The sequence below is a fragment of the Blastococcus carthaginiensis genome, assembly GCF_030731085.1.
GTDB lineage: Bacteria > Actinomycetota > Actinomycetes > Mycobacteriales > Geodermatophilaceae > Blastococcus > Blastococcus carthaginiensis.
Window position 1 is genome coordinate 24,901 of sequence record NZ_JASNFN010000019.1, and the last position, 14,857, is coordinate 39,757.

Annotated in this window: 9 protein-coding genes and 1 tRNA gene; 2 read left to right on the plus strand and 8 right to left on the minus strand. The window is 72.6% G+C overall.

What is annotated here, in order from left to right; all coding sequences use genetic code 11:
• Positions 1–30 precede the first annotated feature (30 nt).
• Positions 31–525, plus strand: a complete 495-nt coding sequence (locus QOZ88_RS15485) for an inorganic diphosphatase (protein ID WP_091929329.1) — start codon at positions 31–33, stop codon at positions 523–525.
• Between the two features lie 416 nt (positions 526–941).
• Here QOZ88_RS15485 and QOZ88_RS15490 read toward each other — a convergent pair whose 3' ends face one another.
• From QOZ88_RS15490 to tmk, 6 genes are all read right to left on the minus strand, one after another.
• Positions 942–1,826, minus strand: a complete 885-nt coding sequence (locus QOZ88_RS15490) for a hypothetical protein (RefSeq protein WP_306000635.1) — start codon at positions 1,824–1,826, stop codon at positions 942–944.
• The gene (locus QOZ88_RS15495) at positions 1,823–3,571 is read right to left on the minus strand and encodes a caspase family protein (RefSeq protein WP_306000636.1); all 1,749 of its coding nucleotides are present in this window, start codon (positions 3,569–3,571) and stop codon (positions 1,823–1,825) included. Before QOZ88_RS15495 ends, QOZ88_RS15490 begins: the two co-directional genes overlap by 4 nt.
• Before the next feature lie 33 nt (positions 3,572–3,604).
• Positions 3,605–6,916 (minus strand): CHAT domain-containing protein, encoded by a 3,312-nt coding sequence (locus QOZ88_RS15500; RefSeq protein WP_306000637.1) that lies wholly within the window; start codon positions 6,914–6,916, stop codon positions 3,605–3,607.
• Between the two features lie 133 nt (positions 6,917–7,049).
• Positions 7,050–7,122, minus strand: a tRNA-Thr gene (locus QOZ88_RS15505).
• 93 nt (positions 7,123–7,215) lie between these two features.
• Positions 7,216–8,400 carry a DNA polymerase III subunit delta' gene (locus QOZ88_RS15510; protein ID WP_306000638.1) on the minus strand — a complete coding sequence of 395 codons (1,185 nt, stop codon included), beginning with the start codon at positions 8,398–8,400 and terminating at the stop codon, positions 7,216–7,218.
• Positions 8,397–10,625 (minus strand): dTMP kinase, encoded by a 2,229-nt coding sequence (gene tmk, locus QOZ88_RS15515; protein ID WP_306000639.1) that lies wholly within the window; start codon positions 10,623–10,625, stop codon positions 8,397–8,399. Before tmk ends, QOZ88_RS15510 begins: the two co-directional genes overlap by 4 nt.
• Before the next feature lie 252 nt (positions 10,626–10,877).
• Here tmk and QOZ88_RS15520 point away from each other — a divergent pair, with 252 nt between their 5' ends.
• Positions 10,878–11,129 (plus strand): hypothetical protein, encoded by a 252-nt coding sequence (locus QOZ88_RS15520; protein ID WP_306000640.1) that lies wholly within the window; start codon positions 10,878–10,880, stop codon positions 11,127–11,129.
• A gap of 76 nt (positions 11,130–11,205) precedes the next feature.
• On the opposite strand, the gene QOZ88_RS15525 is transcribed toward QOZ88_RS15520, so the two are convergent.
• Both QOZ88_RS15525 and topA read right to left on the minus strand, forming a co-directional pair.
• Entirely contained in the window at positions 11,206–11,967 is a 762-nt protein-coding gene (locus QOZ88_RS15525; RefSeq protein ID WP_306000641.1) for a class I SAM-dependent methyltransferase, read from the minus strand.
• Between the two features lie 4 nt (positions 11,968–11,971).
• The gene (topA, locus tag QOZ88_RS15530; RefSeq protein WP_306000642.1) at positions 11,972–14,833 is read right to left on the minus strand and encodes a type I DNA topoisomerase; all 2,862 of its coding nucleotides are present in this window, start codon (positions 14,831–14,833) and stop codon (positions 11,972–11,974) included.
• Positions 14,834–14,857 lie beyond the last annotated feature (24 nt).

Below are 14,857 nucleotides of genomic sequence, written 5' to 3' on the forward strand. Positions count from 1 at the left end.
GGATCGGCCCCCGTGGGCCACACTACGTCCGTGCAGTTCGACGTGACGGTAGAAATCCCGAAGGGCCAGCGGAACAAGTACGAGCTGGACCATGAGACCGGACGCATCCGCTTGGACCGGATGCTGTTCACCTCCACCCGCTACCCGGCGGACTACGGCTACATCGAGAACACCCTGGGGCAGGACGGCGACCCGCTGGACGCCCTGGTGATCCTCGAGGAGCCCACGTTCCCCGGGTGCCTGGTCACGTGCCGGGCCATCGGCATGTTCCGCATGACCGACGAGGCCGGAGGGGACGACAAGGTCCTCTGTGTGCCGGCGACGGACCCGCGGGTGGCGCACCTCAAGGAGATCGAGGACGTGTCGGAGTTCGACCGCCTCGAGATCCAGCACTTCTTCGAGACCTACAAGGACCTCGAGCCGGGCAAGTCGGTCGAGGGCGCCGAGTGGGTGGGCCGCGAGGCCGCCGAGGCCGAGATCAACGCCTCGATCGAGCGCGCCAAGAACGGTTCCGCGCACCACTGACCGATCGCCGGGACCCTCGGGTCCGGGCGCCGGACGCACCGACGGCGGCACACCCTCCGGGACGTGCCGCCGTCAGCCGACCCCCGGTGCCCGAGCCTGCGCACCCATGACTGCCGGGCGGCACGATGGCAAGGACACCCGACTGCCCCGGAAGTCGGCCAGCCGTTGGTGGCGGGCACCGGCTCGATGTGCGTTACCGGGTCCACAGGCACCCGCCGTCCCGACCCTCGGCTGCGCTGACGTGCCGCGCCGGTCGCACGGCCCCGCGCGCACGTCACGGCCACCGAACCGGCGAGCTGGACAGACCGGGCAGTCCCTGAGCTTCCCCATCCAGCCCCTGGCTGTCGCGAAAGCTAGCGCGCCGATGTCCGCTCGACCCGCTTCGGCGTCCCATTCAGGGAACGTCGGCCCGAGGGTCACTCGAGCAGCGCAGCGCGGATCCGAACGGCGACGACGGGGTCGCTCAGGTACCCGGTGATGCCGTGCCTGTTGGCGGTGGTGTTCACGACGCCGTCGAACCCCTCGACCGCTGGGTCCAGGGGGAAACGAGCGGCGTCCAGGGGGTGCAACGCGACGAGGTCACGGGGATCCCGAGCGTTGAACCATGCGGAGACCACCTCCGGGTATCGCAGCGGCGCCAACGAACTTCTGACGGCACTGACCGCCAGAGGAGATCCGACGGTGACCAGCAACGGGACCTGCCATCCACGGGAAGTGCCCTCCCGGCGCAGGAGGTTGTAGGCGACCACCGAGCCCAAGGAGTGACCGACGACCACCGCGGGCCTATCCGGTGCCAGAGCGCGGCGGACCCCCTCCTCGATCGCATCTCTCACCCCGGGGTGGCGCAGGTAGCGATACACATCCCGGGTCACCGTGGCAATGCTCCCGGCGCTGACCCCGGGAACGTGCAAGTCGAGCGCACGCAGCACGGCCTGGACCCACGCCGCATCGGTCGCGCCTCTCTCCAAGGCCACGTCATCGGCGCAGTCGAGGATCTGCTCCTCCGTCACACCCGCGGTGCGGGCGACCTCCCGCAACGCATCGCCGACGAACTCCTCCTCCTGACGGTCCCCGGCACGTCCCTTCACGACGACGCCCGGAGCCGGTGCGTGCGGATCGGCGACAAGGCTGGCGAGGGTCTGGCCGTAGTAGGGGAAGCGGATGTCGCCGTCGGAGAGGGGCAGCTCCAGCCCCTGGGTGGCCAGCCCCCCGCGAAGGGCTTGAAGCCACTCGTGCTTGAGCCGGTCCGGGTCCTTGCCCTCCTGCGCCCGCCCGTGGACGAGCACCAGTGTTCGCGTCACGCGCTCCCTCCCTCGGCGAGCGTTCGCCGGAGCCGGTCCCACTCGCCGCGGGCGAACAGGGTCCACAACGATGGCACCCGGTTCATCGCCTCGTACTTCTGGAAGACCGGATCCGGGGAATGCGTGACGTTCAGGGGCCAGCCCCGCGATAGAAGGGGCAGGCCCGGGGTCGTGGCGCGCGGTGGACGCTGCGCCAGCAGCTCCAGATCGAAGACGGAGGTCCCGGTGCGCTGGGCGACGACAGTGCGCACCCGGTCGACCAGCTGCCCCCGCCCGGCATCCTGCAGGCCGTAGGCGACGTACACGGCCAGGGAGACGTCTGCGGTCTCGGCCACGACCTCCGCCAGCAACGGACCTTCAGGTCCCGCGAGGTCCAGGACCCCGAATCGACTCGCCGCGGCCACTACGGCTCGGACAGCGCGCAGCCGCGAGCGCTGACCGGCGTCGAGCTGTGCTGGGCTGCCCTCCATCGGTTCGTAGGCCACGTCGGCGAGCTGCCCGTCACGCATCTGGAGGGTGCCGATCCGGTCCCGGAATGCGGGGACCAGGGTGCAGCTGCCGTCGGCCAGTTGGACCGCCACCTCGACGGCGGCAACGCTCTCCGAGGCGGGAAAGACGCGCACGAATGCGCCGCCCAGAATCTCGGTCGCCCCGTGGGGGCTCATCGCTTCTACGACCGCCGAGCCGCGCACCGCCAGGGCTGCTGGCGCCGCCAGGCGCCGGGGACCAGGATCGTGGGCAAGCCCGAGTGCGGCGTGCCGGAGAACATCGGCGCCTGGAGCGCCCGTGGCCAGAAGCTGATCGGTCACCTCCGTCAGGATGAGCTCACCGACGGTCAGGCGGCCGATGAGGCGGCTGGCTGCAACGGCGAGGTCATCGACTCCCGCCTTCTCGACCGGACGGTCCGGCGCTACGTCTCCGGGATCCCGGAGCGACGGTGGCCCGAGCTTCCGTTGGAGCTTGACGCGGGAGAGCCACGCAGTCTCGGGGTCCGACGTCAGCCGAGCGTCGGGGCTCTGGCTCAACATGAGCCCCAGGCCGTGGCTGGTGAGCCGGTCCGTGACCAGAGGCCCTAGTCCGCGCTTGAGCTGCCAGGGACGGACAATTCCGGTACCGTCGCCGCCTGGATCTGCGGCCACCAACCCGGGGTGGCGGCCGGTGAGTGCCTCAGCCAGCACCTCGGTGTACAACGACCGGTACGTTCGGGACGCGGCTTCCGGGTCCCGGAACTCGAATGCCGGGTCACCGAGGCGGCACGCGTAGAACTGGTCGACGCAACCGCCCCCGTCGCTGGAAGGCATCCGGTTGCGGAATACCTGCCCCCCGGTCACCGCGAGCGCGTGGATGCTGTCGGGCGCCGTCCGGCAGGCGTCGGAGACGAGGACGACGTGCGGCACACCGCAGCGTTCGGCCAGCACCGCGCTGCCAGCTACGTTGACCGCCTCGTTCGGGTTCTCCGGGGACTCCGAGAGCAGCCAGTACTCGCTGTGCCCGTTGTTGATCCCGTGGCCGGCGAAGTACACGACGAGCTGGTCGACCGTCTCCCGGGACACCACCGCGTCAATCGCCGCATAGACCGATCGGGTGTCGACCGGGTGGCCCTTTTCGTCAGACAACGTCGTAACAGGGTCCATCCCCTGCGAGCGCGCCCAGACGGCCATCAGCTCCAGGGCAGCGCCGACGGCCTGCAGCCGCGGCAGCCTCCCGGCCTGCCGCACGCCGATGAGCACGGCGGCCCGCTTCACGACCAGGTTCCCGACAGCCGTCGCCTGGTCACGTCAGACCCCGACGTGGATGTGCGACGCCCACGCCGACGGCGTCTGCGGATGGCTGTCGCGCAGCTCCAGCTGCGTCTCGTGCAGCGCGCCGGCGACGCCGTCGGACCTGGCCGGTTCAGCCAGCCGGCGATAGACGCCCTCGGCCACACCTGCTGCCATCTCGTCATCGACGGGCCACAGCGTGCCAACGACGTCTCGATAGCCGGCTACGTGGAACGCCGAGACGAGATGGATGACTTCGTCCGGCAGGTCGGTGGGCGCCGCAGTGGAACACGCCGACAGGTAGGCGAAGCCGCCCACGGGCACGCGCGTCCGCACCACATCCAGGACGGTGAGCGGGTTCTGGAGATGGTCCGTCAGGAGCAGTCGGCTGCCCGACGGGCTGGCCGGGTTGCTCACCGCGTGGCAGGCGAGATGGACGACCGTGCACTGCCGCATGGCATCGATGACCGCCCGCCTCGTGGCCTCGCGGCCGCGGAGGGTGCGCACGTCGGGGCCGAGGATGCCCGCGACCGCCTCCACTTCCGCGGAGACCCCGGGTAGTCGGCTGGCCCCTGGTGTTTCCTCCATCGCGACCAGCAATGCGGACCGGTTCCGATCGTTTCCGGACCAGGCAGCTCGGCCGTACTGGTCTCGGCCGTGGACGAGGGTGCGCACGGTGGGCGCGTACGAGGACACCACGCGATCGAGAACGGACTCTCCGGATCGCTCCCCAGCGACGGGCGCAGCCCCCGCCGCGTGCAGGGGGAAGAACGTCAACGCGCCCGACGGGCACCACCACACCCGCGGACGCCCGGCCGAGGACTCGAGGTGGCCGGCCATCGCCGGGGACTCGAGAACCGGCCGGGCGATCGCCTCCCACACCCATGCCAACGTCACCGTCAGCCGTTTCTCGGCCGCAGGGCGGGCGCTTGGCTCGCGGAGCGCATCCAGCGACCACAGGTGCTGGCTGACGTGCTTTTCGATCGCGGTGGGCGTGAGGTCGGGAAGGGGGACGACCGCGACGCCGTCCCGGGTGAGAATCATGGCGTCGGAGCGCTGGCGGCCGGCATTGAGACACACAACTGGGCCCTCGGCGGCGACCGCCGCGAGCCGGTGGACACCGGGGGGCAGCAGGAAATCTTCGAAGCCACCCTCGCGGCGGATCTCGGACACCACCGCGTCGAACGTGCGCGCCAACTCGCGTCGTCGCGTGGTGTCCACCGCCCGCAACCCGGGTGCCCGACCGCCATCCTCCGCGGCCGAAGCACGGGGGGCATCCAGTGCGTCGCGGGCCGACTCGAATCTCTCCGCGAGCACCGGGTGGGTTTCCTGTAGGGCACCCAGGTCGTTTCGCGTGTCGAGGACCTGCCCAAGGAGCACCCCACGGGCCTGCTCCCACGAGGCGAGCGCGGCTTCCGGCTGCCCGGCCTGGAGCATGGCGGCTGCCGCGCTGGTGGCGATCCCCGAGAACTGCCGCAGCTGCCGCTCCTGGTCGGCACGGGCCAGGCTGCGCGGAACCACCAGCGTCAGCAGGTCGACGGCGGTCCGCCAAGCGTGCGCTGCTCGTCCCCAGTCCTCTTCGTCCTCCGCCGCCGAGGCCCAGCGCCGCGCCACTTCCAGCCTGAGGTGCGGAGGCGCGCTGTGGACCTGGGCTGCGGACTGGAACAGGTCCGTCGCCTTGGCCAGATCTTCTTGAGCGTTCCGGGCAGCTCCTCGGGTCCAGAGAGCAGCCGCGAGGTTGCCGACGAAGGTCGTGAACAGCGCGTGGTCGGTCGGCGTGACGGTGACCGCATCCCGGTGGACCGTGATCGACTCGTCGAGGTCTTCCGGAGCGCCAAAGAGGTCATAGCGGGTACGCAGCGCACCACCGAGAGTGTCGAGGTAGGTGCCGGTCGGGAGATCCCCGTCCGGTGCCGTCGCAGCCGCTTGTCGCGCGGCGCCGATCATCCGTTCGGCATCCGAGGCGTCTCCGGTTCGTCGCGCCCGCACACCTGCAGCCAGGCACAGGTTGTTCCACCGGCCGCGCCGTCTCGGGTCGTCGGCCGGGGTTCCGTCGACCGCCCGCTGGCACATGTCGACCGCCTGGTCGAGATCGGCAAGGAGGTCTGACACCTCTGCCCGCCGCAACAACGCGAGGCCGAGGTTGGATTGGTACATGGCCGACTCGGGATGACCGGGTTCCACCAGCCCGACCGCAGTGCGAGAGGCAGCCACTGCATCATCGATGTCGGTCCGGCTCCCGGCATGTTCGTACCGCCCCCGCAGGGCGGCCCCCAGGTTGCTGTAGCGGCCCGGCCGGTAGGGGTCGTGGAGGGCGGTCATCCTCGTCGACTGGTCCAGCACGTCGACGGAGCGGTCGATGTCGGCGGACCGGCCGGAGACCTCGAACCGGCGGCGCAACGTGAGACCGAGATTGGACAGGTACATGGGACGCTCGGGGTGGGTGGCTGGTGCCTGCGCCACCGCCTGGTCCAGCACGTCGACGGCACGTTCGAGGTCGGCGAGCCCGCCGTCGTGCTCGTGGCGATCCAGTAGTGCGAGCCCTAAATTCGTGAGGTAGCCGGGGAGCTCGGGGTCGTCCGGGGAGGTCGCCTGCACCACCTCATCGGCCACCTGGACGAGTCGGCCGAGGTCCTCGGCGTCTCCACGGCGGTTGAAACGGGCACGGAGCGCCATGGCCAGGTTGGAGTGCCTCCCCGGCCACTCCGGGTCCTCCGGCGCGGTAGCGCCCGCGGCCTCGTCGGCAACGGCGACCATCCGGTCGAGGTCCGCATCGTCCCCCTGGACGGCGTACCGCGCTTGCAGCCCAGCCCCCAGGTTGGACAGCAACCCGGCGCGAGAGTGCTCCCCCGGAGCGCGAGCTACTGCCTGACGCAGCAGGCCGACGACCACTCCGAGCAAGAGTTCGTCCTGCTGGATGGCTAGCGTTTGCAAGAGTCTGACCGCTTGGTTGCTCAAGGCGAAGGCCGGGTCCGGCGCCCCCGACTGCTCCAGGTACCTGGCGACGGGTTCCGGCACGGAGGTGGGGTCAGCGGCGTAAGCCGGGACCAGCGCCCCGGTCGCTGAGTGCGCGTCCATCGGCGCCCGGTCACCGCTCCCGTGCACAGCTCGCCACCAGTGCGTCCGCCCGATGACGGCCAGGGCCTCGTCGCATACAGCCTCATCGCCCGCCACATGCCACGCATCGACGAGAGCGCGCTCCGCCTCATCGGTGAAGAGCAGGGCCGGCTCACCGGTCTCATCGAACAGCCGGAGGACGTCCTCGACGGGGGCCGCGCCGGAGCAACCCGTGCATGCATCACCCGACCTGGTGGTTGGCCAGCGAGTCATCCGTTCCCCCAACCCCAGCAGGGCCCAGGTTGGCGAGGGTAGAGCGCTGGCGACCACCCGTCCAGGGACTCAGACCGGCCCCGGCCATCGGGTCGGTGCTGGGGAGTCCCGAGTGGACCGTCCACACAAGGAGAGCCGCCTGTCGGAATCGAACCGACGACCTTCTCATTACGAGTGAGATGCTCTACCGACTGAGCTAAGGCGGCGAACTGCCCGCACAGCCTACGACACCGCGCCGCCGGATCGGCGCAGGGGTGGCCCTCCTGCAGGGGCCCGGCGCGAGCGTCGGAGGCCCTTCCTCAGGACGGCAGGCGGAGCGCGACGGTGAGCGCCTCCAGGGCGACCTGCGGCTTCACGTTCTGCTCCAGCGCGCGACGGCAGGCGAGGACGGCGTCGATGCGGCGCAGCGCCCCGTCGGCCCCGATCCGGCGGGCCAGCTCCTGGGCGTCGGCGCGGCGGTCGGGGTGGTTCAGCTGCAGCTCGGCCCCGGGCGCGGCATCGAGCACGAGCGCGTCGCGGTAGAGCCCCGCGAGGTCGACAAGCGCACGGTCCAGGGAGTCGCGCCCGAGCCGGGTGGCCCGCGACTTCTGCCGCTTCTCCAGCTCCTTGAGCTGGCCGGCGCCGCGGCTGGCCGCGGCGACGCCCGGCCCCCGCGCGCCCACGCCGAGGCTGGCCTTGACCGCCTCGGTCTCGGCGCCGTCCAGGGCGGCGGAGGCCTCGTCGGCCTCCTCCTTGGCCGCGCCCACGAGGTCGTCGGCGGCGTCCAGGCAGGCGGCGAGCGAGACCAGCCGGAGCGGCACGTCGAGCACCGCCTTGCGGGCCAGCCGGGCGGTCTCGTCCCGCGCCATCCGCCGGGCCCGGCCCACGTGCCCACCGGAGGCGGCGGCCGACCAGGACGCCAGCGCGGGATCGATCCCGTCGCGGCGCACCAGCACCTCGGCGACGGCCTCCACCGGTGGGGTGCGCAGCCCGACGACACGGCAGCGTGAGCGGATGGTGACCGGCACGTCGTCGGGGTGCAGGCTGGGCGCGCACAGCAGGAAGACCGTGCGCGGCGGCGGCTCCTCGAGCATCTTGAGCACGGTGTTGGACGCCTGCTCGGTCATCCGGTCGGCGTCCTCGACCACCACCACCTGCCACCGCCCCTGCGAGGGCGCCCGGCCGGCGATCCGCACCAGCTCGCGCACCTCGGCGACGCCGATGGACAACCCTTCCGGGACGATCCGCTGCACGTCGGCGTGCGTCCCGGCGAGCACGGTCCGGCAGGCGTGGCAGGTGCCGTCCCCGCCGTCGGGGCACTGCAGCGCGGCGGCGAAGGCCCGGGCGGCGACCGACCGTCCCGAGCCGGGCGGCCCGGTGAACAGCCAGGCGTGGGTCATGGCGGTCGGGTCGGCGATCGCCGCCCTGAGCTCGGCCACCACGGCCGGCTGCCCGATCACCTGCGTCCAGACGCCCTCGTCGGGCGCCACCACCGGGGCGGTCACGGGTGCAGCTGCGGCGTGGCGCCGGTCTGGGCGTGCGGGTGGTGCGCCACGGGAGCGTCGTGACCGCCGTGGCGGTGCTCGGGCGCGACCTGCGGCTGGGCGACCGGCGGGGCGGGGGTCTGCAGCGGCAGCCCGGAGAGCAGTTCGGCCACCCGCACCCGGATGGCGGCCGCGAGCTCGTCCGGGGACCGCCGCGCGTCGAGCACCAGGTAGCGGTCGGGATCGGCCTCGGCGAGCTCCTGGAAGGTCCGCCGCACGCGCTGGTGGAACTCCAGCGACTCCGACTCCAGCCGGTCGGCGGCGGCCCGGCCGCGGGCGCGGGCGAGCCCCACCTCGGGCGGCAGGTCGAGCAGGACGGTCAGGTCGGGACGCAGCCCCTGCGCGGCCCAGCGGGAGAGCATGCGCACGTCGTCGAGCGGGATGGTGCGCCCGGCGCCCTGGTAGGCCAACGAGCTGTCGATGAAGCGGTCGGTGATCACGACCTCGCCCGCGTCGAGCGCGGGCCGCAGCACCTCGTGCACGTGCTGGGCGCGGTCGGCGGCGTAGAGCAGCGCCTCGGCGCGGGGCGCGATGCCCACCTGGGCCCGGTCGAGCACGATCGAGCGGATGCCCGCCCCCGGCGGGGTGGCCCCGGGCTCGAAGGACGCCCGGGCGGTCAGCCCCTCGTCGGCGAGCCACTCCTGCAGCCGGCGCACCTGGGTGGACTTGCCGGCACCCTCGCCCCCCTCGAAGGCGATGAGCACCCCGCCCCCGGCGAGCCGGCGCCGGGCCGTGGTGTCGCGGCGCAGCGCGGTGACGACGTCGGCCAGCAGCGGCACCGGCCGGCCGTCGTCCATCTGCCGGTAGGCGGCCAGCCCGACGCCCACGGCCAGCAGCCCGGCCGCGAACAGCATGATCCGCTCGCCGGAGAGCGGCAGCGCGAAGGCGCCGAGGTCGAGCTCCTGCCGCCCGATCAGGCCCACCCCGATCGGCACGAGCGCGAGGGAGATGATCAGCGACGCCCGGACCAGGGACTGCACGATGGCGAACGTGCGGCCCCGGATCTCGTCCTCCACCTCGGTGCCGATCAGGGTGATGCCGGCCAGGAAGGCCATGCCGGCGAAGAACCCCATGAAGACCACGAGCAGCAGCGAGATCCACAGCGCGAAGGACCAGGACAGCAGCAGCACCACGATGCCGGCGCCGACGATCGCCACCCCGAAGATCCGCTCGCGGGCCAGGTCGCGGGCGACGCTCGGGCCGATCCCGATGCCGAGCCCCAGGCCGATGAAGACCGCCCCGAACAGCAGCCCGTAGGCCGCCTCCCCGCCGCCGAGCACTTCGACGTAGGCCTGGCCGGTGGCGATGATCGCGCCCGCCGCGACGAAGGCCCCCGTGATGCCCACGACCAGGCCCCGGACCAGCCGGGTGTGGCCGGCGAAGGAGAAGCCCTTGACCAGCGAGCCCAGGAAGCTCTCCTGCTGGCCGACGACCGCCCCCGCGGCACGGCGACCGCTGATCGAGGGCAGGTTCCAGATGACCACGGCGGCGACCAGGAACGTGAGGGCGTTCAGGTAGAGGGCGAGGTCCACCTCGTTCGCCCCGGGCAGCACGTCGCTGACGCTGCTGCCCACGCTGGTGAGCACCGCGAACACGATCGCCGCGATCACCGGCGTCACCCCGTAGGTGGTGATCAGGGAGAGCTGGTTGGCCGCCTCGAGCTGGTCCTTGCGCAGCATGTTGGGAACGGCGGCGTCCTTGGCCGGGATCCAGAACAGGCTGAAGGCCTCGATGACGAACTGGGCGATGAACAGCCAGATGAGGTTGTCGACGATCGGGATCGAGGCGAACAGCCCGAACCGGAAGACGTCGGTGACGACCATCGTCTTCCGCCGGTCGAACCGGTCGGCGAAGGCCCCCGCCACCGGGCCGAGCACGATGGCCGGGAGCAGCCGGAACAGCAGGACGCCCGCGAGCGCGAAGTTCTGCGCGGCGTAGTCCTCGAAGGTCAGCGTCGCGGTCACGGTGATGGCGAGCAGCCCCAGCCAGTCGCCGAAGCTGGACAGCAACGTCGACAACCACAGCTTGCGGAAGTCGCGCACCCGCAGCACCGCGCGGATCTTGGCCGCGGTGCCCACCGCGCCGGAGCCGTCCGTGTCCGAGTCGGCCGCGCCCGGGGCGGACGTGCCCGAGGGCGCGCCGTCCTCCGCCACCTCGGTCAGCGGTGGGCCCGCGGACGGCGGCACCGGTGTACCGGCGGGCGGCAGACCGTCGCCCCCCGGGGCAGCACCGGCAGCCCCGTCGGACGGGGGTACCGGGGGCGTCGGCTCGGCCGGAATCGCGGGCTCCCAAAGTCGGAGGGCACCGGGGCGGAGCGGGCCCCAGCGGGGCAACGGTACCGGTCGCCCATGACCTTTCCGGCCCCTCGCCGCTCCGCAGGGTTGATCGGATCCCTGCGGTTCCACCGCCGTCCACCCTGCGCACCAGGGTGGCGAGCGGTGACGGGTGCCGGAGTTCCAGCGGGCAGACCGGCCGGTGCATGGCACCCCGGCGCCTACCTCCGCTTCGCCGGGGAACGCGCGCGGCCCTTCGTCGAGCTGCTCGCCCGGCTGGACGACGACGTCGCGGCCGCGTTCACCGCCGCCTGCGCCGCCCCGCTGCGGGCCGCCCACCCGCCGCGCCCCGACGGCACCACGCTGCTGTCCTTCCGGCGGGTCTTCACCGTCGGTACCCGCCCGTCGGGGGAGTAGACGATGGGCGCTGATGCGCAGGTCCTGCGCGGCGGAAGTACGCATCCGCGCACACCGTCGAGGGGCGGACCCGCGCTCAGCGTGGGGTGAGCCGGTAGGCGTGCGTCCGGTAGGGCAGCTCGAGCTCCGTCCGCCCCCGGGTGCCGGGGTGCTCGCCCAGCAGCTCCCGGATGCCGGAGAGGAACTCTGCGCGCCGGGCGTCGTCCATGACCGCGACGTAGCTGCGGGTGGCGATCCCGGCGACGACGTGCTCGGGGGTCACGTGCTGCACGACCGCCGACTCGACGACCTCGACGTCGGCCCCGAGCTCGGCGGCGAACCGGTCGACGACGGCCTGGTCCGCTTCGTGCCCGCGCGCCTCGTCGGAGATGACCTCCCCGAGCGCGCCGACCCAGGGCACCCGTTCGTCGCGGGTGTTCCAGACCAGCCCGAGCAACCCGCCCGGGCGGAGCACCCGGCGGAGCTCGCGGGCCGCCGCTCCCGGGTCGAACCAGTGCGCTGCCTGGCCCGCCACGACGGCGTCGACCGCGGCGTCCTCCGTGGGGATCTGCTCGGCGGTGCCCACCGCCGTCGCGACGGCGGGCAGGCGGGCGGCGAGCTCGGCCAGCATCTCCGGCGACGGGTCCACCGCACGGACGCGGTGGCCGAGACCGAGGACCACCTCGGTGAGCAGCCCGGTGCCCGCGCCGAGGTCGAGCACGTCCAGTGCTCGTCCACGGCCGAGCAGGAACTCCACCGCGTCCGCCGGGTAGGTCGGGCGCAGCGCCGCGTAGCTCCCCGCGACTCCCCCGAACGAGCGCGCCCGGGCCTGCAGGGCGGCCGGTTCGGGGGTGGTCACGGGTTCAGCCGGCCGAGACCGGGTCCACGGCCTGCTTCCCCGTCGTCTTCTTCGCCGTCGCCTTCTTGGCGGTGGTCTTCTTGGCCGCCGTCTTCTTCGCGGTGGTCTTCTTGGCCGCCTTCTTCTTGGTCGCCGGGCCGCGGGCGCGGCGGTCGGCCAGGAGCTCGGCGGCGCGCTCGATGGTGATCGACTCGACGTCGTCGCCCTTGCGCAGGCTGGCGTTCGTCTCGCCGTCGGTCACGTACGGGCCGAAGCGGCCCTCGCGCACGGTGACCACGCCCTGGGTGACCGGGTCGGGCCCGAGCTCCTTGAGCGGGGCCTTGGCCGCCGCCCGGCCGCGCTGCTTCGGCTGGGCGAAGATCGCCAGCGCCTCCTCCAGCGTGGTGGTGAAGAGCTTCTCCTCCCCCTCCAGCGAGCGGGAGTCGGTGCCCTTCTTCAGGTACGGGCCGTAGCGGCCGTTGAGCGCCTGGATCTCCTCGCCGTCGGGCGCGGTGCCCACGGTGCGCGGCAGGGTGAGCAGCTTGAGCGCGTCGTCGATCGTCACCGTCTCCGGGGACATCGAGGAGAACAGGCTCGCCGTGCGGGGCGACTCCTTGCTGCCCTCGGGGACGACGGTGGTGACGTAGGGGCCGTAGCGGCCGGCCTTCACCACGACCGGCTGCCCGGACTCGGGGTCGGTGCCCAGCTCGCGGTCGCCCGACGGCGCCTCCAGCAGCTCCCGGACCTTCTCCGTGGTCAGCTCGTCGGGCGCGATGTCCTCGGGGATGCTGACCCGGGCCCCGTCCTCGCCGCCGGCCTGCAGGTAGGGGCCGTAGCGGCCGACCCGCACGACGACCGCACGACCGTCGGCGTCAGTGGCGCGCAGCGGGATGGAGTTGACGCCGCGGGCGTCGATCTCCTCCAGCCGCTGGCCGATCACGTGCTTGAGGCCGCCGGACTGCGCGATCGCGCCGGCGTGCCGCCCCTCGCCGCCGAAGTAGAACTCGGTCAGCCAGGTCACGCGCTGCAGCGTTCCGCCGGCGATCTCGTCGAGCTCCTCCTCGAGGGAGGCGGTGAACTGGTAGTCGACGAGCTGGGCGAAGTGCTGCTCCAGCAGGTTGACCACCGCGAACGCCACGAAGGACGGCACCAGCGCGGAGCCCTTCTTCCAGACGTACCCGCGGTCCTGGATCGTCTGGAGGATCGACACGTAGGTCGACGGCCGGCCGATGCCGAGCTCCTCGAGCCGGGCGGTCAGGCTCGGCTCGGTGTAGCGGGACGGCGGCTGGGTGCTGTGCCCCTTGGCGTCCAGCGCCTGGGTGTCGAGCTGCTGGCCGCGCTCCAGCCGGGGCAGCCGGCGCTCGGCGTCGTCGCTGCCGTGGTCGTCATCGCCGGAGCCCTGCGCGCCCTCGTCGCGGGACTCGACGTAGGCCCGGAGGAAGCCGGAGAAGGTGATCGTGCGGCCGCTGGCGGTGAACTCGACCGCCTCGTCGGTGGCGCTGCGGCCGGCCAGCCGGATGCTGACGGTCTGGCCGACGGCGTCGGCCATCTGGGAGGCGATGGTGCGCTGCCAGATCAGCTCGTAGAGCCGGAACTCGTCCCGGGCGAGCCCGGCGGCCAGCTGCCCGGGCGTGCGGAAGTTGTCCCCGGCGGGGCGGATCGCCTCGTGCGCCTCCTGGGCACCCTTGGCCTTCTTCGCGTAGCGCCGCGCCTCGGCCGGGACGTAGGCGTCGCCGTACAGCTCCCGGGCCTGGGTGCGGGCGGCGTTGATCGCCTCGTTGGAGAGGTTCGTCGAGTCGGTCCGCATGTAGGTGATGTGGCCGTTCTCGTACAGCCGCTGGGCCACCCGCATGACCTGCGCCGACGACCAGCCGAGCTTGCGGCCGGCCTCCATCTGCAGCGTCGAGGTGGTGAACGGCGCGTACGGACGACGGCGGTAGGGCTTCTCGTCGACCCGGCCGACGCTGACCTGGCGGCCCTCGAGCCGGGCGGCCAGGCCGCGGGCGCCGGCCTCGTCGAGGTGCACGACGTCGCCGGTGACGCGGCCGGTGGCGGCGTCGAAGTCCCGGCCGGTGGCGACCCGGCTGTCGTCGACGCTGACCAGCTTGGCGCGGACGGTGGTGGGCTCGCCGGCGTCGGCCCCGGCGCGCTGGCCGGCGACGGCGAAGGTGCCCTCCAGCGACCAGTAGTCGGCCGCGGTGAACGCCATGCGCTCCCGCTCGCGCTCGACCACGATGCGGGTCGCGACCGACTGGACGCGGCCGGCCGAGAGCTTGGGGAGCACCTTCTTCCACAGCACCGGGGAGACCTCGTAGCCGTAGAGCCGGTCGAGGATGCGGCGGGTCTCCTGGGCGTCGACCAGGTGGGTGTCCAGCTCGCGGGGGTTGGCCACGGCCCGCGCGATCGCCTCCGGGGTGATCTCGTGGAAGACCATCCGGCGCACCGGGACCCGCGGCTTGAGGGTGTCGATCAGATGCCAGGCGATGGCCTCGCCCTCGCGGTCCTCATCTGTGGCGAGGTAGATCTCGCTGGCATTCTTGACCAGCTGCTTGAGCCGGGTCACCTGCTGCTTGCGGTCGGGGCTGACCACGTAGAGCGGCTCGAAGGAGTTGTCGACGTCGACACCGAGCCGGGCCCAGGCCGCGCCCTTGTGCTCGGCCGGCACGTCGGCGGCGTTGCGCGGCAGGTCGCGGATGTGCCCGACGCTCGCCTCGACGACGTAGCCGTTGCCGAGGTAGCCGGCGATCTTGTTGGCCTTCGTCGGCGACTCGACGATGACCAGCGGCCGGCCGCCGGGCGCGGCCGAGCCACGGCGGGTCGGCGTCTTCGCGGCGTCGTCCGTCGTGGGCTCGTTCTCGGTGCCGGGCTGCGTGGTCTTCGTGGGCACGGGACTCCTGTCGGTGGTGCTGAG

Coding starts and splice junctions, on each gene's coding strand:
- QOZ88_RS15500 (WP_306000637.1), bottom strand. CDS start 6,916: ATGACTCGCTGGCCAACCACCAGGTCGGGTGATGCATGCACGGGTTGC.